Source organism: Streptomyces sp. NBC_01268 (assembly GCF_036240795.1).
Taxonomy (GTDB): Bacteria; Actinomycetota; Actinomycetes; order Streptomycetales; family Streptomycetaceae; genus Streptomyces.
Genome location: NZ_CP108454.1, coordinates 873,306 through 893,687, shown reverse-complemented (window position 1 = coordinate 893,687; position 20,382 = coordinate 873,306). Strand labels below are relative to the sequence as shown.

Sequence of the window (20,382 nt, the reverse complement as noted above, 5' to 3'; positions counted from 1 at the left end):
GGAATCGGGCGCGTGCTACGGCTTGTCCAGCCGGATCACCACGGGTCCGCCCGCCGGGTCCACGTCCGCCGTCCAGCCGGTGGGCGGGCGGACCGAGCGGTGCGCGTCCACGCGTCCCGGGAGCCGCGCCTCGTGCAGCACGCGCCCGTCCTGTTCCACGGTCAGGACCGGGCGGAGCAGCCGGCCGGACGGGCGGAGCAGCAGGGTCGGGGCCGGTCCGGTGAGGCGGTGGGGGGAGACCCAGCGCACGGCGCCCCCGGCGGTGACCGGGACTCCCGGGCCGGGCCAGGGGGCGCCCGCGAGCCGTGCGAGGACGGCGTCGGCGACCGCCCGGCCCTCCGCCGCGGCCACCACCGCGGGCTCCACGCCCCGGAGCAGGTTGCCGACGGCGAAGACCCCCGGCACGCAGGTGCGGAACGCGGGGTCGACGGCCGGGCCGCGGGTGGCCCGGTCGAGGGGGACACCGCCGGTACGGGCGAGTTCGTGGTCGGGGATCCAGTCGCCGGTGAAGACGACCGTGTCGCAGCGCAGCAGCCCGGTCCGCCCGTCCGCGCCGCGCACCAGCACCCCCGACAGGCGCCCCCGGCCGACGAGTTCCAGCACCCTCGCGCCGCGCAGCACGGGCACCGGAAGGCGCGCCCCGCGCGGCCGCTCCGAGACGACGGCCGCCACCGTGACCCCGGCCCGGCGCAGGGTGCGCACCGCGTGCCGGGCGACCGGCTCCGAACCGACGACGACGGCCCGGCGTCCGATCCGCTCCCGGCGCAGCCCGAACAGCTCCACGGACTGCTGGAGTTCACCGGTGCTGAACACCCCGGCAGGACGGCTGCCCGGCACCAGACGGGCGCTGCGGGACCGTTCGCGGGCCCCCGTGGCGAGGACCACGGCCCGCGCGGTGATCCGTTCGAGGCCGGTGGGCGCGGTCACCTCCAGGGTCAGCGGCCCGGCCCAGCCCGTCGCGCCGACGCCGGTGCGGACCACCGCTCCGGCCCGTACGGCGGCACGCACCGCCCGCCGCGCGTAGCCGGGCCCGGTGAACGCCCCGAAGCCGCCGCGCGCGCAGTGCCGCGGCACCCCGCCCGCGGTCCGCTCCCGTTCCAGGACCTCGACCCGGCCCGCACCCGCCGCCGCGAGCCGGGCGGCCGCGGCCAGACCGGCCGGTCCCGCGCCGACGACCAGGACGTCGACGGCCCGCTCCACCACGCCTCCGCCGGTCACCGAGCACGCTCCTCGAACAGCGCCCGCACCGTCGCCCCGCAGGAGAAGCCCTGGCAGCGCCCGGCCCGTGCGCGGGTCCTGCGGCGCAGGCCGTCGAGCGTGGCGGGCGGCACCGTGGAGGCGAGCGCGTCGCGGATCTCGCCGCGGGTGACCCGCTCGCAGTGGCAGACGATCTCGCCGTACGCGGGATCGCGGGCGATGCGGGCGGCGTCCCGGTACGGACGGGGGAAGGCCTCGCCCAGGTTCGGCATCGACACCGGGGCGAGGGGGCGTTCGGGGCCGAGCTCCAGGCCCGTGTCGGCGAGCAGCTCCACGGTGTGCCGGCCGAGGGCGAGGGAGGCGGTGAGTCCGGTGGAGCGGATCCCGCCGACGGTGACGTACCGCAGTTCGGGGTGGGCCGCGATCCGGTAGTCCTCGGCGCCGGTGGCGGCCCGCAGCCCGGCGTACACGGCGGTGACCTCCTCGTCGAGGAGCGCCGGCAGGATCCGGCGCCCCTGGGCGCGCAGCGCGTCGAGGCCCTCGGCGGTGGAGCCGGTGGCGGTCTTGTCGTCGAGGTCCTCGGCGGTCGGGCCGAGCATCACGTTGCCGTAGACGGTCGGCGCGATGAGCACGCCCTTGCCGAGCGCGCCGGGCACGGGCAGCAGGATGTGCCGGACCAGCCCGCGCGCGAACTTGTCGAAGACGAGGAGCTGCCCGCGCCGCGGGGTGACGGTGAAGTCGTACCGCCCGACCAGCGCGTCGAAGGCGTCGGCGTACAGGCCGCAGGCGTTGACCAGGAAGCGGGTGCGCAGGACCCCGCGGCGGGTGATGAGCCGGTGCGGGGCGGCGGGGCCGCCGGGCCGCACCTTCTCCACGGGGCAGTCGAGATGCAGGTCGACCCCGGACTGTACGGCCTGGGTGGCGTAGGCGAGCGGGGTGGTCCAGGGGCAGACGACCGACTCGTCGGGCACGGCCAGCGCGCCGAGCGCCCCGGGCCCCAGATGGGGTTCGAGGGCGCGGAGTCCGGCGGCGTCGACGAAGCGGGTGCCGTGGTGTCCGTTGCGGGCGGCCTTGGCGGCGAGCCGGGGGAGCGCGGCGAGCTGCTCCTCGTCCCAGGCGACCAGGAGCGCGCCGACGGGCTCGACGGGGATGCCGGTCTCCCGGGCGTACGCGGCGAGCATCCGGCCGCCCTCGCGGACGAGCCGGGCCTCCAGGGAGCCGGGGACGGCGTCGAACCCGGTGTGCAGGATCGCCGTGTTGGCCTTGGAGCTGCCCTCGCCGATGTCGCCGGACGCCTCCACGAGCGCGACCCGCAGCGAGCGGCGGGCCAGCTCTCGGGCGATGGCGCAGCCCACCACGCCCGCGCCGACCACGGTGACGTCGTACGCGGTGCCGGGTGCCGAGGTGTCGGGCAGGGCACCGCGCCGGGTGACGCTCACGCGGCCGACCCGCCGGGCGCGCCGCCCGGACCCCCGGCTCCGGGCGGCTCGTCGGCCAGCAGCCGTGCCACCGCCGTACGGAAACGGTCCAGGCGTTCCGCGGCCTCGGCGGGCGTGATCCGCGGCTCGTACACGGCGGACGGCTTCCACTCCGGTACGGCCTCGTGGACGGCGAGCTCGGGGGAGTGGCCGAGCCGGGCGACCGCCGCCACGCCGAGCGCGGTGGCGTCGGGCAGCGCGGAGACCTCGACGGGCCGCTGGAGGAGGTCGGCCTGCGTCTGCATGAGCAGCGCCGACCGGGTCAGGCCGCCGTCCACCCGCAGCGTGGTGAGCGGCGCGCCCAGGTCGGCCGCCGCCGCACCGGCGAGCTCCACCACCTGGGCGGCGATCCCCTCGCACAGCGCCCGGACGAGCTGGCCGGGGCCGGTGTCCAGGCCGAGTCCGGTGAGCGAGCCGCGCACCTCGCCGCGCCACCAGGGGGCGGCGAGCCCGGCGAGTGCGGGCACGAAGGTGACGCCTCCGGCGTCCGGGACGGCGCCTCCGACGGTGTCGAGGTCGGCCGCGCCCGCGATCACGCCGAGGCCGGTCAGCCACCGGACGGCGGAGGCGGCCGTGAACACCTGCCCGTCGAGGCAGTAGCTGGTCCGGTCCCGCAGCCGCCAGGCGACGCAGGAGACCAGGCCAAAGTCGCCGCGCCGGGGCACGTGCCCGGTCTGGGCGAGCAGGAACGCCCCGGTGCCGTAGGTGCACTTGGCGGCGCCCGGCTCGGTCACGTCCTGGGCGAGGAGCGCCGCCTGCTGGTCGACGAGGAGCCCGGTCAGCGGGAGCGGGGGGCCGAAGGCGGTGGTGGTGCCGACCGGGGTGTCGCAGTCCACCACGCGCGGCAGCCGCTCCCCGCCGAGACCGAAGACGTCGAGGGCGTGCCCCGACCAGGCGGTGGTGTCGAGGTCGAGCAGCCCGGTGCGGCCCGCGGTGGCGGCGTCGGTGACGAAGGCGCCCGTGAGCCGGTGCACCAGCCAGGCGTCGCTCGTGGTGACGACCCCGGCGCCGGTGAGGCTGCGGCGGATCCAGGCCATCTTGGGGGCGGCGAAGTACGGATCGAGCGGCAGACCGGTGATACGTTTCAACTCGGCGTCGTGCGCGGCGAGTTCGGCGCACAGGTCGGCGGCTCTCCGGTCCTGCCAGACGAGGGCGTCGGTGAGCGGCGCTCCGGTCGCCGGGTCCCAGGCGAGCACCGTCTCGCCCTGGTTGGCGAGGCCCACCGCCACGACCGGCTCCCCGGCTGCGGTGAGCGCCGCGCGTCCGGCCGCGACCACGGAGTCGTACAGCTCACGGGGGTCGACCTCGACCAGGCCGCCCGGGAGGGCGCGCGGGTGCACCGGGGCGAATCCGCTGCCGATCACCCCGCGTTCGGGGCACACGACGAGGGCCTTGGTGCCCGACGTGCCCTGGTCGACGGCGAGTACCGGGCCCGTCATGCGCGCGACTCCCTGCTGCTGTGCGGTGGGTGGAGGTCCTTGATCGTGGAACCGGTCAGCCTGATGCAGCGGAGGCGCGCCGTCAAGGCTTCGGCGGCGAACCCGTCAGTTTCCGAAACATCGCTGACATCAAGTCAAATTCAGTCGCTGGCTGGATAGTTACGGTCACAGAAGAAAGTGGACCGGTCACGTCCAGCGACCTCTATAGTGATCGCCGATCACCGGCCGGGATGGCCACGGGGACTGACCACCCCCTCCGCTCACCTCACCGAGGAACCATGTCCCCCACCCCCCGCACGGCCGCCTGATGGCCGCGCAAGGCTTCCGGCCCGTCTACCACCCGGCGGGTCACGACCATGCCCTGCGGGGCGCCGTCCAGGACCTGCGGACCGGCCGCTGGGTGGCCATGGCCCGGCTCCTCGACGAGACGACCGGCTGGCCCGCCTGGACCCGGCGCACCCAGGTCCTCGCCGCCGTCGCGGCCGGCACCGACGTGGTCGCCACCTGGCGGGCGGAGGAGCCCGACTCCATCGCCGCCGCCGTCATGCACTCCCGCGTCGCCGTCGAGCGCGCCGTCCGCGCCCACCGGGCCGGCCACCCCCGTACCCGCGACCTGTGGCAGGAGGCCTGGACCGCCTGCCGGGAGGCCGTCGAACGCGCCCCGGCCGACCCCGTGCCCTGGGTGTGCCGGCTCGCCCTCTCCTTACTCGACGCCCGCCAGAGCATGGAGGAGCACCGGCTCCCGCCCCCCGCCCCCATGCTGCCGCCGGGGCCCTGGGGCCTGCTCAACGAGGCGGAGAAGCGCGACCCGCACAACCGCGAGGCGCACCACCGGATGCTCCAGTTCGTCTACGCCCGCAGGAAGGGGCCGCTCTCCGAGGCGGTCAACTACGCCCAGTGGGCCTCCTCCTCCGCGCCGGTCGGCTCCGCGCTGCACGCCCTGCCGCTGTACGTGCGCGTCGAGCGCTACCGGCGCGACCGGGGCCACGAGCGCGCCCTCGACCTGCACTGGGTCGCCGAGGACGCCGTCCGCGACGCCCGCCGCGCCATGGACACCTGGTTCCTCTTCTGCGCCACCGAGGAAGCCAGCCTGCTCGACCTCAACCACCTGGCCCACGCCCTGTACGGCGCCCTCAAGTTCGCCGACGCGGCCCGGGTGTTCGAGGCCCTCGGCCCGTACTGGACCCCGCAGCCCTGGGCGTACCGCACCGCCGTCCCCGACGAGCGCGGTCCCGCCGAGGAGGTCTTCCTGCGCGCGAGGGCCCGCTGCCTCGGCGCCCCGGAGTCCCGGCCGGGTCCCTGACCGGCCGCCCCGCATTCCCCCCCCCACATCCCCCGAACACCCCCGTCCCCGGAGGAACGCATGTCCCGCACCGCCCCCACCGACGCGATACGCAAGCCACCTCCGGCCAAGGACGACGAGGAGGCGCGGCTCAGAGAGCTCGGCTACCAGCCGGTCCTCGCCCGCCGGATGGGCGGCTTCGGCAACTTCGCCATCAGCTTCTCGGTCATCTCCATCCTCTCCGGCTGCATGACCCTCTACGGCTTCGGCATGGGCACCGGCGGCCCCGCCGTCATGCTCTGGGGCTGGGCGGGCGTCGGGCTCTTCGTGCTGTGCGTCGGCCTCGCCCTCGCCGAGGTCACCAGCGCCTACCCGACCTCGGGCGCGCTCTACTACATGGCCGACCGGCTCGGCGGACGCCGCTGGGGCTGGTACACCGGCTGGCTCAACCTCCTCGGCCTGCTCGGCGCCATCGCCGGCATCGACTACGGCGCCGCCCTGTTCACCGGCGCCTTCCTCAACCTCCAGTGGGGCATCGTCCCCACGCCCGGGTCGACCTTCCTGATCTTCCTGGTGATCCTGCTGCTGCACGCCGTGCTCAACCTCTACGGCGTCCGCCTGGTCAGCGTGCTCAACTCGATCAGCGTCTGGTGGCACCTCGGCGGCGTCGCCGTCATCGTGGGCGCGCTCGCCCTCGTCCCCGACCACCACCAGTCCGCCTCGTTCGTCTTCACCGAGTTCGTGAACGACACCGGCTGGACCAACCCGCTCTACGTCGCCGCGATCGGTCTGCTCCTCGCCCAGTACACCTTCTCCGGGTACGACGCCTCCGCCCATCTCTCGGAGGAGACCGCGAACGCCTCGGTGACCGCCGCCAAGGGCATCGTCCGCTCCATCTGGGCCTCCTGGATCGCCGGCTTCGCCCTCCTCGCCGGACTCACCTTCGCCATCCAGGACTACGCGGGCACGCAGAACAGCGCCACCGGCGTGCCGCCCGCCCAGATCCTCCTGGACGCGCTGGGCGCCGGCGGCGCCAAGGCCCTGCTGCTCGTCGTGATCGTGGCCCAGCTCTTCTGCGGCAACGCCGAGGTCGCCGCCGCCAGCCGCATGGTCTTCGCGTTCAGCCGCGACAACGCCCTGCCGGGCTCCGCGCTCTGGCGCCGGGTCAGCAGCCGCACCCAGACCCCGGTGCCGGCCGTCTGGCTCTCCGTCGTGGTGGCCGCGTTGCTCGCCCTGCCGTCGCTGTACTCCGCCACCGCGTACGGGGCCGTGACCGCCATCAACGTCATCGGCATCACCCCCGCCTACGCCATCCCGATCCTCCTGCGGCTGCGGGCCGGCCGGAACTTCGTCCCCGGACCCTGGAGCCTGGGCCGCTGGAGCCGGCCGATCGGCTGGATCGCGGTGATCTGGGTGGCCTGCGTGACCGTGCTCTTCTGCCTGCCGCAGAAGTCCCCGGTGACGGTCGACAGCATGAACTACGCCGTGATCGCGCTGGCCGTCGTGCTCGTCCTCGCCAGCGTCTGGTGGTACGTCGCGCGCCGCTCGTACGGGACGCCGTCGGCGTACGGCAACGCGAAGGAGGAGGCGGAGATCGCGGAGGGCATCGTCTGAGCCCGCCGCTCGGCCGTCAGCCGCTGAACTCGTAGGTCCAGGAGCCGGTCCGGGCCGCGACATCGATGTCCGTGACCTCCAGGGCATGGCCGTGCTGGTCGCTCACGACCCGGTGGACGCTCAGCCGGGCCGCGCCGTCGGCCGCCCGGTCCGCCGGGTGGCCGCCCGGGTCCTGCGGCACCCCGACCGACTCCCGGTGGGTGGTGCGCAGCCCCGCGTGGTGCATCCAGTGGTAGAGCAGCCGCAGATCCGGCTGCTGCCGGTAGCGGTCGGCGACCCGCCGGTAGCGGCCCAGCTGAGGGATCTCCGTCAGGGCGGGCCGGGAGAACCAGGACACCGACCGCTGCAGCGAGACCCCGGAGGGTGCCAGGACCGCGTGCCGGTGCACCAGCGTCGGCTCCCCGGGCGCGAGCGAGAGCCGCGCGGCGAGCGCCACCGGCGGGGCCTCCCAGGCGAGCGCGGCGCGCACCAGGGCGTCGGCCGCCCGGGGGCCGCCCGGGAAGGAGCGCCGCGGCGCCGTCGGCGACGGGCCGCGCTGGTCGTGCTCGGCGGCGAAGGTGCCCCGCCGGTCGGTGACCACGAGCCGCTCGTCGCGCAGCAGCTGGAGCGCGCCGCGGACGGTCTGGCGGTTGACGTGGAAGCGGTGGGCGAGGTGGCGCTCGGACGGCAGCCGGGTGCCGGGGGAGATGCGCCGCTGGATGAGGTCGTCCCGCAGTACTGCGGCGACCCGGAGGTAGAGCGGAAGCGCCGCCCTCGGTCCGGGCTCGGAAACGGGCTCGGCCATGTCTCGGACCCTCTCTGTCATGCATGGTTCAACCATTGCGCGGTGTGACCACCTGAACCGTGTGGGTGATCAATACCTATCATTGGTCTAAACCATTCGGGAAGTCCGGTCGCCGGAAGTGGCCGAATCGGGCGGTCCGATTTGTAATGGATCGCAACGGATCAGTGGAGGCCGCGGCGGTGGAAGAAGTGGGTGAGGCCGGATGACGACACCCTCCGAACGGGCCGAGAGGGGACGCGCGGCACGCAAGCGCGTCCCCCGCTCCTCGCACGGGCAGTGGATACCCTCCTCGCAGCGCCCGGACCCACTGGGCGTCCTGGAGCGCCAGTCCGTCGACCGGGTCCCCGAGCTCGTCCCGATCCGCTACGGCCGCATGGCCGCGTCCCCCTTCGCCTTCCTGCGCGGCGCGGCCGCCGTCATGGCCGCCGACCTCGCCGCCCAGCGCCACACCGGACTGACCGTCCAGCTCTGCGGCGACGCCCACCTCCTCAACTTCGGGGTGTACGCCTCACCCGAACGGACGCTCCTGTTCGACGTGAACGACTTCGACGAGACGCTGCCCGGCCCCTTCGAATGGGACGTCAAACGCCTCGCCGCCTCCATCGCCGTCGCGGCCCTCCAGAACGGCACCTCCAAGGCCAAGGCCCACCGCGCCGCCCAGGTCTCCGCCGAGGGCTACCGCACCGCGATGCGCCGCCTCGCCGGCCTCGCCGAACTCGAGGTCTGGTACGAGCGGATCTCCGCCGAGGACGTCGCCGGACTCATCCGCGGCGCCGACCGCAAGCGCCTGGAGGACCGGATCGCCCGCGCCCGGCGCCGCACCAGCCTCCAGGCCTTCGGCAAGCTCACCGAGAAGGACGCCACCGGCCGGCACATCGTCGAGGACCCGCCGCTCCTCGAACGGGTCACCGACGTCGACCGGGTCACCCTCGGGAAGATCTTCAGCGACTACCGCAGCTCGCTCAGCGAGGAACGCCGGCTGCTCCTCGACCGCTTCCACTTCGTCGACGCGGCCCGCAAGGTCGTCGGCGTCGGCAGCGTCGGCACCCGCTGCTTCATCCTGCTCCTGGAAGGCCGCGACGACACCGACCCGCTCTTCCTCCAGATCAAGGAGGCCGTCCCGTCGGTCCTGGAGCAGTACCTCACCCCCAGCGTCTTCAGCCACCAGGGCCGCCGGGTGGTCTGCGGCCAGCGGCTCACCCAGGCCGCCAGCGACATCTTCCTCGGCTGGATGACCGGACCCGAGCAACGCCACTTCTACTGGCGCCAGTTGCGCGACATGAAGGGATCGGCCGAGGTCGAGACCATGACCCCGGTCATGCTCCGCGAGTACGCCCGCCTGTGCGGCTGGGCCCTCGCCCGCGCCCACGCCCGCTCCGGCGACCGCATCGCCATCGCCGCGTACCTCGGCTCCTCCGACGTCTTCGACCGGGGCATCGCCGACTTCGCCCTGCGCTACACGGCGCAGAACGCCGACGACTACGCGGCGCTGAGCGCGGGCATCGCCGCGGGCGTGGTGACGGCGGCGCCGGGGGTGTGAACGGGCACCGTTCCCCGGGCCGCCGTCGGGCTTCGCCGGATCCTTCGGGGCCGCGGGCCGCGGCCCCGGGGTCAGCGCCCTTCGTCCCCGCTGCGGAGCAGCGGCGGCGCGTCCGGAGTGCGCGGCACCGGGCCGAACAGCACCTCGCGGGCCACCGCCGGCGCGAACAGGCCCGTCAGCGGGGCCGTCAGCGTCAGCGCCGCCCGGAACGGCGTACCCACCACCGGGTTGCCCGAGGCGCGGTCCTGCACCCGGCGCAGGTACCAGCCCGTCACCTTGTCGGCGGCGCCCGACCTGGCCGCGTCACCGGTCGCGCCCGGCATCTTCTTGTCGGCACCCGCCGAGATGTCCCACGCCTGCTTCGAGGCGTCCAACAGGGCCCGCTGCACCCGACGCGTGGTCGGCGTGCGCCGGGAGTCCGCCAGGGCCTTGCGCAGCGCGACCGCGGTGAGCGCCGCGACCGCCATGCCCTGCCCGTAGATCGGGTTGAACGCGCACAGCGCGTCGCCCGTCGCGAGGAAACCGGCCGGACGGCGGCCCGGACGGTCGTACCGACGGCGGATGTTGGACGTCTTCCGGAAGCCGTACACCGGCGACAGCGGCTCCGCCTTCGCGATCCAGTCGCTCACCACCGGGTGCGGCAGCTTCCGCGCGTACTCCTCGAACAGGGCCTCGTCCGACGGCGGTTCGTCGCCGCGCAGACCGGAGAGCGTGACCAGGTGCCGCCCGTCGCCGAGCGGCAGCACCACACCGCCGTACACCTGGCCCGGATTGGGCACCACGTAGTAACCGAGGGCATCCGTCGACGCGTCCTCCGCGGGCGCCCGGTAGACCCGCGTGCCGTACGCGAGACCCGTGTCCAGGGTCTCCTCGTGCGGGGCCTCCGCGCCGATCGCCGCCAGCCAGTCCGGCGCCCGCGTCGAGCGGCCCGACGCGTCCACGACCAGATCGGCCTCCAGCGCGCGCGGCTCCTTGTCCGCGCCCGCGCCCCGCTCGCGCACCCTCACGCCGCGCACCCGCGCCGCGTCCCCGAGCAGCCCCACCGTCTCGGTGCCTTCGATCAGCTCGATCCGGGGATCGGCCAGAACTCGCTGCCGCACCAGCCACTCCAGCTGCGGCCGGGGGCCGGTGTAGAAGTGCGCCGTCGCCTCCGTGCGCACGTACCACTGGCCGTTCTGCCACTGGATCATGTCCCGCGGCACGCCCACCTTCGGCGCTCCGAGCCCGTGCAGCTCGTCCATGAAGCCCGGCAGCAGCTCGTCGAGCGCCCGCTGCCCTCCCTCGATCAGCACGTGCAGGTGCCGGCCCTGCGGAACGCCGGGCCGTGCCTCCGGCCCCTCCGGGTAGCGGTCGCGCTCGACGACCGTGACGCGCTCCGCGTGTTCGCTGAGCACCCGCGCGGCCAGCAACCCCGCGAGGCTTCCCCCGATGACCACCGCGTGACGTGTCCTGCGGTGACCCAACTCGTCGGCCATGCTCGCCCTTTCACCTGACTGGTCCGGACTGGTCTGGACTGACCAGTATCCACCGTGGCCGGGGGCGGGGTGCGAGTGCCGGACAGGACGGCTCAGTACCGGTTCACCGCTCGTCGTCGCGCGAAGCGGCCGGCTCCGTCAGCGCCCGGGTCAGCCACTCGACCCAGAAGCGCTCCAGGTCGATGCCGCCCCGCAGGACCAGGTGCCGCAGCCGGTCCGGTTCCGTGGTGCGGCGCTCCGGCGGGAAGTCCTTCGCCTCGATCGCCAGGTACTCCGCCAACTGGGCCCGGTGCAGGCCCAGATGGCGCTCCAGCTCCTCCCGCAGCCCGGCGCCGCCCACCACGGCCGCCGCCCGCATCCGCAGCAGCAGCGCCGAACGCAGCGGCTTCGGGTCCTCCGGGGTGTCCACCCAGCCGGCGAGCTCCGCACGGCCCGCCGGCAGCACCTCGTACTCCTTCTTCTGCCCCCGCGCCGGAACGGCGGAGGGCAGGGCGCGGATGTACCCCGCCTGCTCCAGCCTTCCCAGCTCGCGGTAGATCTGCTGATGGGTGGACGACCAGAAATAGCCGATCGACCGGTCGAAGCGGCGCGTCAGTTCGAGGCCCGACGAGGGCTTCTCGAGCAGCGCCGTCAGGATCGCGTGCGGGAGGGACATGCAGGCATCCTAGGTTCGGCCGGCCGGGCCCTCACAGCGCGGCCGCGAGCCGCGTGCCCTGGTCGATCGCCCGCTTCGCGTCGAGCTCGGCCGCGACGTCCGCCCCGCCGATCAGGTGCGCCGCGCGGCCGGCCGCGACCAGCTCCTCGTACAGTCCGCGGCGCGGCTCCTGGCCCGTGCACAGCACCACCGTGTCGACGGGCAGGACCTTCGCCTCGCCGTCGATCGTCAGGTGCAGGCCCTCGTCGTCGATCCGCGTGTACGACGCGCCCGCCACCATCGTCACGCCCCGGTGCTTCAGCTCCGTGCGGTGGATCCAGCCCGTCGTCTTGCCCAGGCCCGCGCCGACCTTCGTCGTCTTGCGCTGGAGCAGGTGCACCTGGCGCGGCGGGCGGGGCCGCTCCGGGGTGCGCAGACCGCCGCGCGACGCGTACGAGGTGTCGACGCCCCACTGTCGGAAGTACGTCTCCGGGTCCTGGCTCGCGCCCTCCCCGCCGTCCGTCAGGAACTCCGCCACGTCGAAACCGATGCCGCCCGCGCCCAGGATCGCCACCCGCTCCCCGACGGGCGCGCCGTGACGCAGCACGTCCAGGTAGCCCACCACGCTCGGGTGGTCGACGCCCTCGATCTCCGGAGTGCGGGGCGTGACACCGGTCGCGACGACGACCTCGTCGTACCCCTCCAGGTCCGACGCCTCGACGAAGGTGTTCAGACGGACCTCGACGCCGCGCTCGGCGAGCTGCACGCGGAAGTAGCGCAGGGTCTCGTCGAACTCCTCCTTGCCCGGGACGCGCTTCGCGACGTTCAGCTGGCCGCCGATCTCCCCGGCGCCGTCGTAGAGCGTCACGGCGTGGCCGCGCTCCGCCGCCGACACCGCGCAGGCGAGGCCCGCCGGGCCCGCGCCGACCACGGCGATCCGCTTGGCCAGGCGGGTCGGGGAGAGGACCAGCTCCGTCTCGTGGCAGGCGCGCGGGTTCACCAGGCACGAGGTGATCTTGAGGCTGAACGTGTGGTCCAGGCAGGCCTGGTTGCAGCCGATGCAGGTGTTGATGGTCTCCGCGCGGTCCGCCGCGGCCTTCGCCACGAAGTCCGGGTCGGCCAGGAACGGGCGGGCCATCGACACCATGTCGGCGCGGCCCCCGGCCAGGATCTCCTCCGCCACCTCGGGCGTGTTGATGCGGTTGCTCGTCACCAGCGGCACCGAGACCGCCCCCATCAGGCGCTTCGTCACCCACGTGTAGGCGCCGCGCGGCACCGACGTCGCGATGGTCGGGATGCGCGCCTCGTGCCAGCCGATGCCCGTGTTGATGATCGTGGCGCCGGCGGCCTCGATCTCCTTGGCGAGCGCGACCACCTCGTCGAGGGTCGAGCCGCCGGGGATCAGGTCCAGCATCGAGAGGCGGTAGACGAGGATGAACTCCGCGCCGACGCGCTCGCGGATGCGGCGCACGATCTCCAGCGGGAAACGGACCCGGTTCTCGTACGAGCCGCCCCAGCGGTCGGTGCGCTGGTTGGTGGCCGCCGCGATGAACTCGTTGATCAGGTAGCCCTCGGAGCCCATCACCTCGACGCCGTCGTACCCCGCCTCCTTCGCGAGCTCCGCGCAGCGCACGTAGTCCTCGACGGTCTGCTCGACCTCGGCGTCCGTCAGCTCGTTCGGCGCGAACGGGCTGATCGGGGCCTTCAGGGGGCTCGGGGCGACCAGACCGGGGTGGTAGGCGTAGCGGCCGAAGTGGAGGATCTGCATCGCGATCCGGCCGCCCGCCTCGTGCACGGCGTCCGTGATCAGGCGGTGCTCGGCGACCTCCTCGGCGGTGGTCAGCTTGGCGCCGCCGTCCCAGGGGCGTCCGGCCTCGTTCGGGGCGATGCCGCCCGTGACGATCAGGCCCACGCCGCCGCGGGCGCGCTCGGCGTAGAAGGCGGCCATGCGCTCGAATCCGTGCTCGGCCTCCTCCAGGCCGACGTGCATGGATCCCATCAGCACCCGGTTGGGCAGGGTGGTGAACCCGAGGTCCAGCGGGCTCAGCAGGTGCGGGTACGGGGTGGTCTGGGTCGGGGCCATGGGGGCGCCTCCTCGCGCGGGATCGTCACGGACTGTTGTAGACGACCGGAGGAGGCTTGTGCAACAAGTTGCATAAGGGTGGGGGTGGGATGTGCGCCATGCCACAGGTCCGTGGCAGGGCCACGACGTCCTCGCGGGGCCGCGGGCTTCGGGGCCTCCGCGGGGGTGGGGGTGTCCGGACTGCGACCTTCACTTCGCTTCACTTCGCTTCACTTCGCTTCGCTCGTTACGGGCGCCGCCACGTCCGGACACCCCCACCCCCGCTCCGGCCCCGAAGCCCTCCCCGCCGTCGTCGGGTGCCGGTCTCCGTCACTCCTTGCGGTACGCGTACGCCTCCGATGCCGCCGCCGTCACCGCGTCCAGATCGGCTCCGGTGCTCGCCGTCACCAGTGCGGCCACCGCGCCCTCCACGAACGGGGCGTCCACCAGGCGGGCGCCCTCGGGCAGCTCGTCGCCCTCGGCCAGCAGGGCCTTCACCGTGAGGACCGCGCTGCCCAGGTCGACCAGGAGGGCCACCCCGGCGCCGCCGTCCGCGGCCTTCGCCGCCTCGGCGATCAGCTCCGAGCTGGTGCCCAGGCCGCCGTCCGGGGTGCCGCCGGCGGGCACGATCGGTGCCGTGTCACCCCCGCCCGCCAGGCCCCGGGCGAGCTCCGCCACCGACCTGGCCACCGCCGCGCTGTGCGAGACCAGGACGATTCCCACGCGTCCGCTCATGCCGCCACCTCCGCGAGTGCGCCGATGAGGAGCGCCGACGAGGTCGCCCCCGGGTCCTGGTGCCCTACCGAACGTTCACCCAGGTAGCTCGCCCTGCCCTTGCGCGCGCGCAGCGGTACGGTCGCCAGCGCGCCCGCCTCCGCGGCCTCCCGGGCCGCCTCGAACGAGGTGCCGAGCGCCTCGGCCGCCGGGACGAGCGCGTCCAGCATCGTCTTGTCGCCCACCTGCGCCCCGCCCAGCTGGGACACGGCGGCCACTCCCGTGCGCAGTGCCTCCGCGAGGGCGGCGCGGGAGACCCGATCCGCGTCGCCCAGCGCCTTGCCCGTACGCCGGAGCAGCGTCCCGTACAGCGGGCCCGACGCGCCGCCGACCGTGGAGATCAGCTGTCGCCCGGCCGCCACGAGCACCGCCCCCGGCGTGGCCGGTTCCTCCTTGTCCAGGGTCGCGGTGACGGCCGCGAAGCCGCGCTTGAGGTTGACCCCGTGGTCGGCGTCGCCGATCGCCGAGTCCAGCTCGGTCAGCCGGTCCGCCTCACGGTCCACGGCCTGAGCCGCCTTCTCCAGCCAGCTCCGGAAGAACGCGGCGTCGTGGTCGATGTCGTCCATCGCGCTCACCGGCCCCAGCGCAGGGCGGCCGTCTGCACCGGCGCGTCCCACAGGCGCAGCAGTTCCTCGTCCGCCTCGCACAGCGTCACCGAGCAGCCCGCCATGTCGAGCGACGTGACGTAGTTGCCGACCAGCGTGCGGGCCACCGCCACGCCGCGCTCGCCGAGCACACGCTGCACCTCCGCGTTGAACCCGTACAGCTCCAGGAGCGGTGTCGCGCCCATCCCGTTCACCAGCGCGAGCACCGGGCCCTTCGGCCGCAGGTCCTCCAGGACGACATCGACGGCGTAGTCCGCGATCTCGCGCGAGGTCATCATCGGACGGCGCTCGCGGCCCGGCTCCCCGTGGATCCCGATGCCCAACTCCAGCTCACCCTCGGGGAGATCGAAGGTCGGCGAGCCCTTCGCCGGGGTCGTGCACGCGCTGAGCGCCACCCCGAAGCTGCGCGACCGCTCGTTCACCCGGCGCCCGATCGCCTCGACCCGCGCCAGCGGCGCACCCTCCTCGGCCGCCGCCCCGGCGATCTTCTCCACGAACAGCGTCGCCCCGGTGCCCCGCCGCCCCGCCGTGTACAGGCTGTCGGTCACCGCCACGTCGTCGTCGACCAGCACCTTCGCGATCAGCACGCCCTCGTCCTCGGCGAGCTCCGCGGCCATCTCGAAGTTCAGGACGTCACCCGTGTAGTTCTTGACGACGAACAGCACCCCCGCGCCGCTGTCGACCGCGGCCGCCGCCCGTACCATCTGGTCCGGCACCGGCGAGGTGAACACCTCGCCCGGACACGCCGCCGCGAGCATCCCCGGCCCCACGAACCCGGCGTGCAGCGGCTCGTGCCCCGAACCGCCTCCCGACACCAGCGCCACCTTCCCGGCCACCGGCGCGTCCCGCCGCACCACGACCCGGTTCTCCACATCGACGTTCAGCTCCGGGTGCGCTGCGGCGATCCCGCGCAGCGCGTCCGCTACCACGGTCTCCGGAACATTGATCAACATCCTCAAGGGTGTCTCCTCGTGGGGCCGGCGGATCAACCTGTGACCTCGGCAGTATCGACCTTGCGGGCGGGAAGGTCACGGAGATCGGCGAGGCGAGCCACCGGAACCGGCCGCGTCAGCCCCGCTGGAAGAACTCCACCTCCGCCAGGGCCAGATGGCGGCCCCCCGCGAGACCCGCGGGCGAGTCCAGGACCAGTCTGACCGTCGTCACGTCGCTGATGCCGGTGGGGAAGGTCTGCGGCCCGGGCTTGTCGCTGAGAGCGAGTGACGTGTGGACGGTCCCGCCGTCCTTCGTCTTCGCCTCCATCTCGATGCGCAGCGCTCGGCCCTGGAGCGCGTACTGCTCCGGGGCCGACGACGCCCCGTTCGTCACGATCACGTCCACCAGCCGGAACGGCTTGGCGAACGTGTACGTCACCGAGGCCCCCGCGCCGGGCGCCCCCCAGTAGCGGTTGCTGAGTCCGTCGGTCGCGTCGGCCGCCGGGTGCCCCCGCACCTCCGCACTCGCCCGTACGCCGGTGGGCGTCACCGGCTTCGCCTTGCCCAGCTTGTCCCGCGTGTCCTCGACCAGGTCCCGGCCGGCCGGGAGGAGCAGGAGCGCCGCCGCGCACAGCGCCAGAACCACGACCAGGACCGTCAGGAAGCGCACCGCCCGGCCCGAGCCCGTCCGCACCCTGCGGCGGAACGGCCAGACCGTACGCCACCACGGCAGCGCCGCCGGTGCCACGGTCGGCGTCAGCGGCGCCGCGCACCGGCGGCAGAAACGCCGGTCCGGTGCGTTCGGCGTCCCACAGGCCGGGCACGGCACCCCGGCCACCACCTCCTCCAGCGGCACCGCACGAACCTGCGGACGCGCCGCGACCGCCCTCGCGGGCTGGACGGGACGGGGTGCCGTCTCCTGGACGGGGCGGGGTGCCGTCTCCTGGGCGGGGGGCTGGGGGGAGAGGGGTTCCTCCGGTGCCGGTGTGGGTTCGTGGTGGGCGGGGGCTGCGCCTGGTGGGTGTGTATCCCTGCCCTGGTGTGTATCCGTGCCTGGGGCTGTGCCCGTGTCCGTGTCCGTGCCCGGTTTTTGTCGGTCCCGGGGGGCCTGCTGCCCTTCCGGCGTCGGATCGGGGCCCGGAGCGTCCGTGTCCGTCTGTGGCGCGGTCGGCCTCCCCGGGGCCGAGGAACCGTCCGACCAGCCCAGGTACGCACCGCAGTTGCCGCAGAAGTCGTCGGTCACGCCGTTGGGCGCGCCGCACGCCGGGCACTCACGCATGGGGTTCGTCTCCTTCGGCTCGGGTGGGCGCGCCGGGCAGGACCTCGACCCGGCAGGCCGTGTGGACCGGGCACAGGGTGCGGACCAGCGCGCGGACCCGGTCGGCGTCGACCGTCGCCTCGCGTCCCGGCCACACCCGGATCAGGATCTCCTCCGCCGGTGACGGCGGAAGGGGGGTGCCAGGGGTCCTGGACCAGGTGGCCGCTCCGTCCCCGTGGACTTCGGCGGACACGCCGAGCACCAGGCGCAGCGCGTCGACCAGTCCGCGCCGGGTGCCGCGGCGCCGGTGCAGTTCGACCGCGCCGGCCACCGCCTCGCGCCGCAGCTCCAGGGGCCACCGGGGGTCGTCGACGCCGCCCACCCAGGAGGCCAGCCAGGACAGGAAGTCGTCGGGGGCCAGGCGCGGGTCGAAGTACGAGGGCAGGTTGTCCAGGGTCGCGAAGACCGGGGCCAGGACCGTGTCGAGACCCGCCGTGAAGCGCTGCGCGAAGTCGTCCTCGGCGTACATCGCGGGCAGCTGCTCGCCGATCGGGTGACGGCTGGGCAGGTCCGGGACGGCGGCCCGCGTCATGACCGCTCCTCGTCGGGCAACGCCGTCACGACGACCTGGTGCTGGTAGGAGAAGACCAGCGCGCCCGCGCCGATGTCGATCCGGTCGACGGGTGCGCCGCGCCGCCCGGTGACCGGGTCCGCGGCGAACAGCCGGATCTCCTCCACCAGCACGTCCCCGACCGCGCGTTGCAGGACGCCGAACACCTCCCCGTACTGCACGGGCCGCCCGAAGGCCCACCCCGTGCCCTCGGGGCCGCCCCGCAGCGGATCGAGGTGCCGGAACAGCGCGGCGAGCGCCGCCTCCCGCACCCGGTCGGTCTCCCCGGCGGGCGCGGACAGGCGGGCCACCACGGTGACGCCCTGGTAGAACGGCGGCTCCACGACCAGGCGGGTGCCGATCAGGCGCCGCTCGTCGAGTGCCGTGGTGATCGTCGTGAGCACCTGGTCGGTAGGGATCAGCTGCTCGAAGCGCAGCCGGTCGCCCTCGTCGGGCACGGCGTCCGGCACCACCAGGACCCGTACGGCTCCCGCACCGCCCTCGGCGGACGCGGGCAGGCACCGGACCCTGAGCACCGACGGCGCCGCCTGCCGGGCGATGATCTCGTAGTCCTCCGCGGTCACCGCGCGCTCTTGCATGCGCAGCGCCTCCGGGGCCCGCAGCCTGGCGTTGTCGAGCGTCTCCCCGGCGACGCCGCCACGCGCGGCCTCCCGGTTCGCCACCCGGGCGACGTACGGGACGGAGCTGCGCAGCACCGAGATCGCGCCCCGGGCGACATTGCCCGACGGGCCGCCGCCGGTGCGGTAGCGGGCCACCCGCACGTGGGCGCCCTTCGGCGGCACGGCCCCCCGCGCGCCCAGCGTGCCGTCCGGCTCGCGCAGCACCGGCGGGAACGTGAACTCGCCGAGGGTGGCGTCGACCCGGACGTGCCGGTCCTGCGGGCCCGAGCGCCCGAAGTGCTCCACCACCTGCCAGCGCTGCCACCCCTCGGGCGACGACACCTCGACGCGCGGCGGCTCCCCGTCCAGCAGGACCGGCGGGCGGCCGAGCCGGAAGCTCTGCCCCGCCACCCCTTCCGAGATGCCGAGCGGCACGTCCGTCACCGTCTCGGCGTGTTCCACGGTCATCGTGCCCCCGATGGTGAAGACGGCGGCCTCGCGCACCGTGGGCGACTCCGAGTAGAACGGCTGGCCGGGCTCCGCCTCCGTCACCCGGCAGCGCAGCCAGCCCGCGCGGGTCCCCGCGATCACCGACGCGGTGTGCCCGGCGGGGACGTGCACGATGACCTCACCCGGCCGGTTCAGCCCGCCGGTGCTGTCGGAACCCGTCTCGCAGCGCCGCCACCGGCCGCCGTCCCACGCCTCCCAGACCAGCGGGGGCTGCCGCGGGTCGACACCGACGCCCCGCACCCGGCTGTCCAGGCGCACGGCGACCACACAGCGCGGCACCGGCGTCGGCAGTCCGAACAGCAGCGCGTCGCCGGGCTCCGGTGCCGCCTGGAAGCACGGTATGTCCCGCCCCTCGGCGAGCCGACCCGTCACGTCGGTCTGGCCGCCGGACCGGGGCGCGGTCACCAGACGCGTCAACTCGCTGGGAATGATGCGGAGATGGTCCACCGTCGCGAAGACCACGCCCTCGTCCGGTTCGTCCGGACCGCCCGCCACGGTCGTCACCTCGGTGCCCGCGGGCAGCGTCACCGCGTCGGGCTGCGGCGCCGACAGCCAGAAGTCGACCTCCGCGACGGCCGCCGAGGGCGGGAACAGCCGAATGCCCAACAGGTCGAGAAAGGCCAGGTAGTTCTTGTCCGGGACCCGGTTGAGGCGGTACAGCAGCTGGTCCACGAGGTACGCGAAGGTCTCGATCAGGGTGACGCCCGGATCGGACACGTTGTGGTCGGTCCACTCCGGGGCGCGCTGCTGCACGTACCGCTTCGCCTCGTCGACGAGCTGCTGGAACCGTCGGTCGTCCAGGTTCGGGGAGGGCAGTGCCATCAGTCCTCGGCCATGTTCCCGGTCCCCTCCTCGGAGGGGATCGTGTAGAAGGGGAAGACCAGATTGCGCCGGTCGTTGGTGGTGCGCACCGTGTAGTGCACGTCGATGTAGAGGGTGCCCGCGTCCACGGAGTCGAAGGCCACGACGACCTCGTCCACGACGATCCGCGGCTCCCACCGCTCCAGCGCCTCGCGCACCCGCTGCGCGACCCGTCCGGCGGTGTCGCCGTCGCCGGGAGCGAACACGTACTCGTGGATGCCGCAGCCGAACTCGGGCCGCATCGGGCGCTCGCCGGGCGCGGTCCCCAGGACCAGGCGGATCGCCTCCTCCAGCTCCCGCTCCCGCTCGACCATCACGATCCCGCCGGTGGGGCCGACCCGCAGCGGGTAGCCCCAGCCGCGGCCGATGAACCGTTCGCTCATCACACGCCGCCGATCAGCACGTTCGGCGCGCCCGTGAGGATCGTCGCGCCGCACGCCGTCCGGTCCCGGGCCCGCGCCGCCGGCAGCCCGCCGATCAGGACCGCGCCCGAGGCGAGTCCCGCCGGACTGGGCAGCACCACGTTGGCCGGTCCCGTCGCGGCGTGCGGCGGGACGACGCAGACGTGCAGGCTGCCCACCACGGCGGCGGGCAGTCCGCCGATCAGCACCGTCGCCACGCTCGCGGCGGCACCGGGCGGCGGAGTCGCGATCCGGCCACCGTGGTCGGTCGGATCGCCGGTACGGGCCGCGGCTGGCATCAGGGAC

18 protein-coding genes are annotated in these 20,382 nt (G+C 74.4%); 3 read left to right on the top strand and 15 right to left on the bottom strand.

All coding sequences use genetic code 11. From position 1 onward, the window contains the following. Positions 1–15 precede the first annotated feature (15 nt). The 3 genes from OG309_RS03775 to OG309_RS03765 are packed head-to-tail and all read right to left on the bottom strand — an operon-like array spanning position 16 to position 4,114. Positions 16–1,218, bottom strand: coding sequence for an FAD-dependent oxidoreductase (locus tag OG309_RS03775; RefSeq protein ID WP_329418274.1), 1,203 nt, complete (start codon positions 1,216–1,218; stop codon positions 16–18). Next, positions 1,215–2,636 (bottom strand): FAD-dependent oxidoreductase, encoded by a 1,422-nt coding sequence (locus OG309_RS03770; RefSeq protein WP_329418273.1) that lies wholly within the window; start codon positions 2,634–2,636, stop codon positions 1,215–1,217. Before OG309_RS03770 ends, OG309_RS03775 begins: the two co-directional genes overlap by 4 nt. Further along, positions 2,633–4,114, bottom strand: a complete 1,482-nt coding sequence (locus OG309_RS03765; protein ID WP_329418272.1) for an FGGY family carbohydrate kinase — start codon at positions 4,112–4,114, stop codon at positions 2,633–2,635. Before OG309_RS03765 ends, OG309_RS03770 begins: the two co-directional genes overlap by 4 nt. A 307-nt stretch (positions 4,115–4,421) precedes the next feature. Between OG309_RS03765 and OG309_RS03760 the strand changes: the two genes are divergently transcribed. Both OG309_RS03760 and OG309_RS03755 read left to right on the top strand, forming a co-directional pair. Further along, complete coding sequence (locus OG309_RS03760; protein ID WP_329418271.1) at positions 4,422–5,417, top strand: hypothetical protein; 996 nt, start codon at positions 4,422–4,424, stop codon at positions 5,415–5,417. Positions 5,418–5,477: 60 nt separating this feature from the next. Further along, the gene (locus OG309_RS03755; RefSeq protein ID WP_329418270.1) at positions 5,478–7,010 is read left to right on the top strand and encodes an amino acid permease; all 1,533 of its coding nucleotides are present in this window, start codon (positions 5,478–5,480) and stop codon (positions 7,008–7,010) included. 16 nt (positions 7,011–7,026) lie between these two features. On the opposite strand, the gene OG309_RS03750 is transcribed toward OG309_RS03755, so the two are convergent. Next, positions 7,027–7,794 carry a GntR family transcriptional regulator gene (locus OG309_RS03750; protein WP_329418269.1) on the bottom strand — a complete coding sequence of 256 codons (768 nt, stop codon included), beginning with the start codon at positions 7,792–7,794 and terminating at the stop codon, positions 7,027–7,029. 202 nt (positions 7,795–7,996) lie between these two features. Here OG309_RS03750 and OG309_RS03745 point away from each other — a divergent pair, with 202 nt between their 5' ends. Continuing rightward, on the top strand, positions 7,997–9,334 hold the full coding sequence (locus OG309_RS03745) for a DUF2252 domain-containing protein (RefSeq protein WP_329418268.1): 1,338 nt from the start codon (positions 7,997–7,999) through the stop codon (positions 9,332–9,334). A 71-nt stretch (positions 9,335–9,405) separates the two neighbouring features. On the opposite strand, the gene OG309_RS03740 is transcribed toward OG309_RS03745, so the two are convergent. The 11 genes from OG309_RS03740 to OG309_RS03690 all read right to left on the bottom strand — a co-directional run bounded on the left by OG309_RS03740 (position 9,406) and on the right by OG309_RS03690 (position 20,375). Beyond that, positions 9,406–10,809, bottom strand: a complete 1,404-nt coding sequence (locus OG309_RS03740; RefSeq protein WP_329418267.1) for an NAD(P)/FAD-dependent oxidoreductase — start codon at positions 10,807–10,809, stop codon at positions 9,406–9,408. Positions 10,810–10,912: 103 nt separating this feature from the next. Beyond that, positions 10,913–11,464, bottom strand: a complete 552-nt coding sequence (locus OG309_RS03735; protein WP_329418266.1) for a PadR family transcriptional regulator — start codon at positions 11,462–11,464, stop codon at positions 10,913–10,915. A gap of 31 nt (positions 11,465–11,495) precedes the next feature. Further along, on the bottom strand, positions 11,496–13,526 hold the full coding sequence (locus OG309_RS03730; protein WP_329418265.1) for an NADPH-dependent 2,4-dienoyl-CoA reductase: 2,031 nt from the start codon (positions 13,524–13,526) through the stop codon (positions 11,496–11,498). Positions 13,527–13,835: 309 nt separating this feature from the next. Beyond that, positions 13,836–14,240 carry a PTS-dependent dihydroxyacetone kinase phosphotransferase subunit DhaM gene (locus OG309_RS03725; protein WP_329418264.1) on the bottom strand — a complete coding sequence of 135 codons (405 nt, stop codon included), beginning with the start codon at positions 14,238–14,240 and terminating at the stop codon, positions 13,836–13,838. Next, on the bottom strand, positions 14,237–14,845 hold the full coding sequence (gene dhaL, locus OG309_RS03720) for a dihydroxyacetone kinase subunit DhaL (RefSeq protein ID WP_329428110.1): 609 nt from the start codon (positions 14,843–14,845) through the stop codon (positions 14,237–14,239). The genes OG309_RS03725 and dhaL overlap by 4 nt, the downstream gene beginning before the upstream one ends. 5 nt (positions 14,846–14,850) lie before the next feature. Then, the gene (gene dhaK, locus OG309_RS03715; RefSeq protein ID WP_329418263.1) at positions 14,851–15,843 is read right to left on the bottom strand and encodes a dihydroxyacetone kinase subunit DhaK; all 993 of its coding nucleotides are present in this window, start codon (positions 15,841–15,843) and stop codon (positions 14,851–14,853) included. A gap of 109 nt (positions 15,844–15,952) precedes the next feature. After that, entirely contained in the window at positions 15,953–16,672 is a 720-nt protein-coding gene (locus tag OG309_RS03710) for a zinc ribbon domain-containing protein (protein ID WP_329418262.1), read from the bottom strand. Between the two features lie 415 nt (positions 16,673–17,087). Further along, a complete protein-coding gene (locus OG309_RS03705; protein ID WP_329418261.1) occupies positions 17,088–17,666 on the bottom strand; it encodes a phage tail protein in 579 nt (192 codons plus the stop codon). Continuing rightward, a complete protein-coding gene (locus OG309_RS03700; RefSeq protein ID WP_329418260.1) occupies positions 17,663–19,636 on the bottom strand; it encodes a putative baseplate assembly protein in 1,974 nt (657 codons plus the stop codon). The genes OG309_RS03705 and OG309_RS03700 overlap by 4 nt, the downstream gene beginning before the upstream one ends. After that, entirely contained in the window at positions 19,636–20,058 is a 423-nt protein-coding gene (locus OG309_RS03695) for a GPW/gp25 family protein (RefSeq protein WP_329418259.1), read from the bottom strand. The genes OG309_RS03700 and OG309_RS03695 overlap by 1 nt, the downstream gene beginning before the upstream one ends. Next, the gene (locus OG309_RS03690; RefSeq protein WP_329418258.1) at positions 20,058–20,375 is read right to left on the bottom strand and encodes a PAAR domain-containing protein; all 318 of its coding nucleotides are present in this window, start codon (positions 20,373–20,375) and stop codon (positions 20,058–20,060) included. Before OG309_RS03690 ends, OG309_RS03695 begins: the two co-directional genes overlap by 1 nt. Positions 20,376–20,382: the final 7 nt, after the last annotated feature.

Excerpts from the sequence above, each read along its gene's own strand:
- OG309_RS03695 (WP_329418259.1), bottom strand. The coding sequence starts at position 20,058 with ATGAGCGAACGGTTCATCGGCCGCGGCTGGGGCTACCCGCTGCGGGTC.
- OG309_RS03705 (WP_329418261.1), bottom strand. The coding sequence starts at position 17,666 with ATGACGCGGGCCGCCGTCCCGGACCTGCCCAGCCGTCACCCGATCGGC.
- OG309_RS03755 (WP_329418270.1), top strand. The coding sequence starts at position 5,478 with ATGTCCCGCACCGCCCCCACCGACGCGATACGCAAGCCACCTCCGGCC.
- OG309_RS03700 (WP_329418260.1), bottom strand. The coding sequence starts at position 19,636 with ATGGCACTGCCCTCCCCGAACCTGGACGACCGACGGTTCCAGCAGCTC.
- OG309_RS03725 (WP_329418264.1), bottom strand. The coding sequence starts at position 14,240 with ATGAGCGGACGCGTGGGAATCGTCCTGGTCTCGCACAGCGCGGCGGTG.
- dhaL (WP_329428110.1), bottom strand. The coding sequence starts at position 14,845 with ATGGACGACATCGACCACGACGCCGCGTTCTTCCGGAGCTGGCTGGAG.
- OG309_RS03750 (WP_329418269.1), bottom strand. The coding sequence starts at position 7,794 with ATGGCCGAGCCCGTTTCCGAGCCCGGACCGAGGGCGGCGCTTCCGCTC.
- OG309_RS03690 (WP_329418258.1), bottom strand. The coding sequence starts at position 20,375 with ATGCCAGCCGCGGCCCGTACCGGCGATCCGACCGACCACGGTGGCCGG.
- OG309_RS03745 (WP_329418268.1), top strand. The coding sequence starts at position 7,997 with ATGACGACACCCTCCGAACGGGCCGAGAGGGGACGCGCGGCACGCAAG.
- OG309_RS03730 (WP_329418265.1), bottom strand. The coding sequence starts at position 13,526 with ATGGCCCCGACCCAGACCACCCCGTACCCGCACCTGCTGAGCCCGCTG.
- OG309_RS03740 (WP_329418267.1), bottom strand. The coding sequence starts at position 10,809 with ATGGCCGACGAGTTGGGTCACCGCAGGACACGTCACGCGGTGGTCATC.
- OG309_RS03760 (WP_329418271.1), top strand. The coding sequence starts at position 4,422 with ATGGCCGCGCAAGGCTTCCGGCCCGTCTACCACCCGGCGGGTCACGAC.
- OG309_RS03735 (WP_329418266.1), bottom strand. The coding sequence starts at position 11,464 with ATGTCCCTCCCGCACGCGATCCTGACGGCGCTGCTCGAGAAGCCCTCG.
- OG309_RS03765 (WP_329418272.1), bottom strand. The coding sequence starts at position 4,114 with ATGACGGGCCCGGTACTCGCCGTCGACCAGGGCACGTCGGGCACCAAG.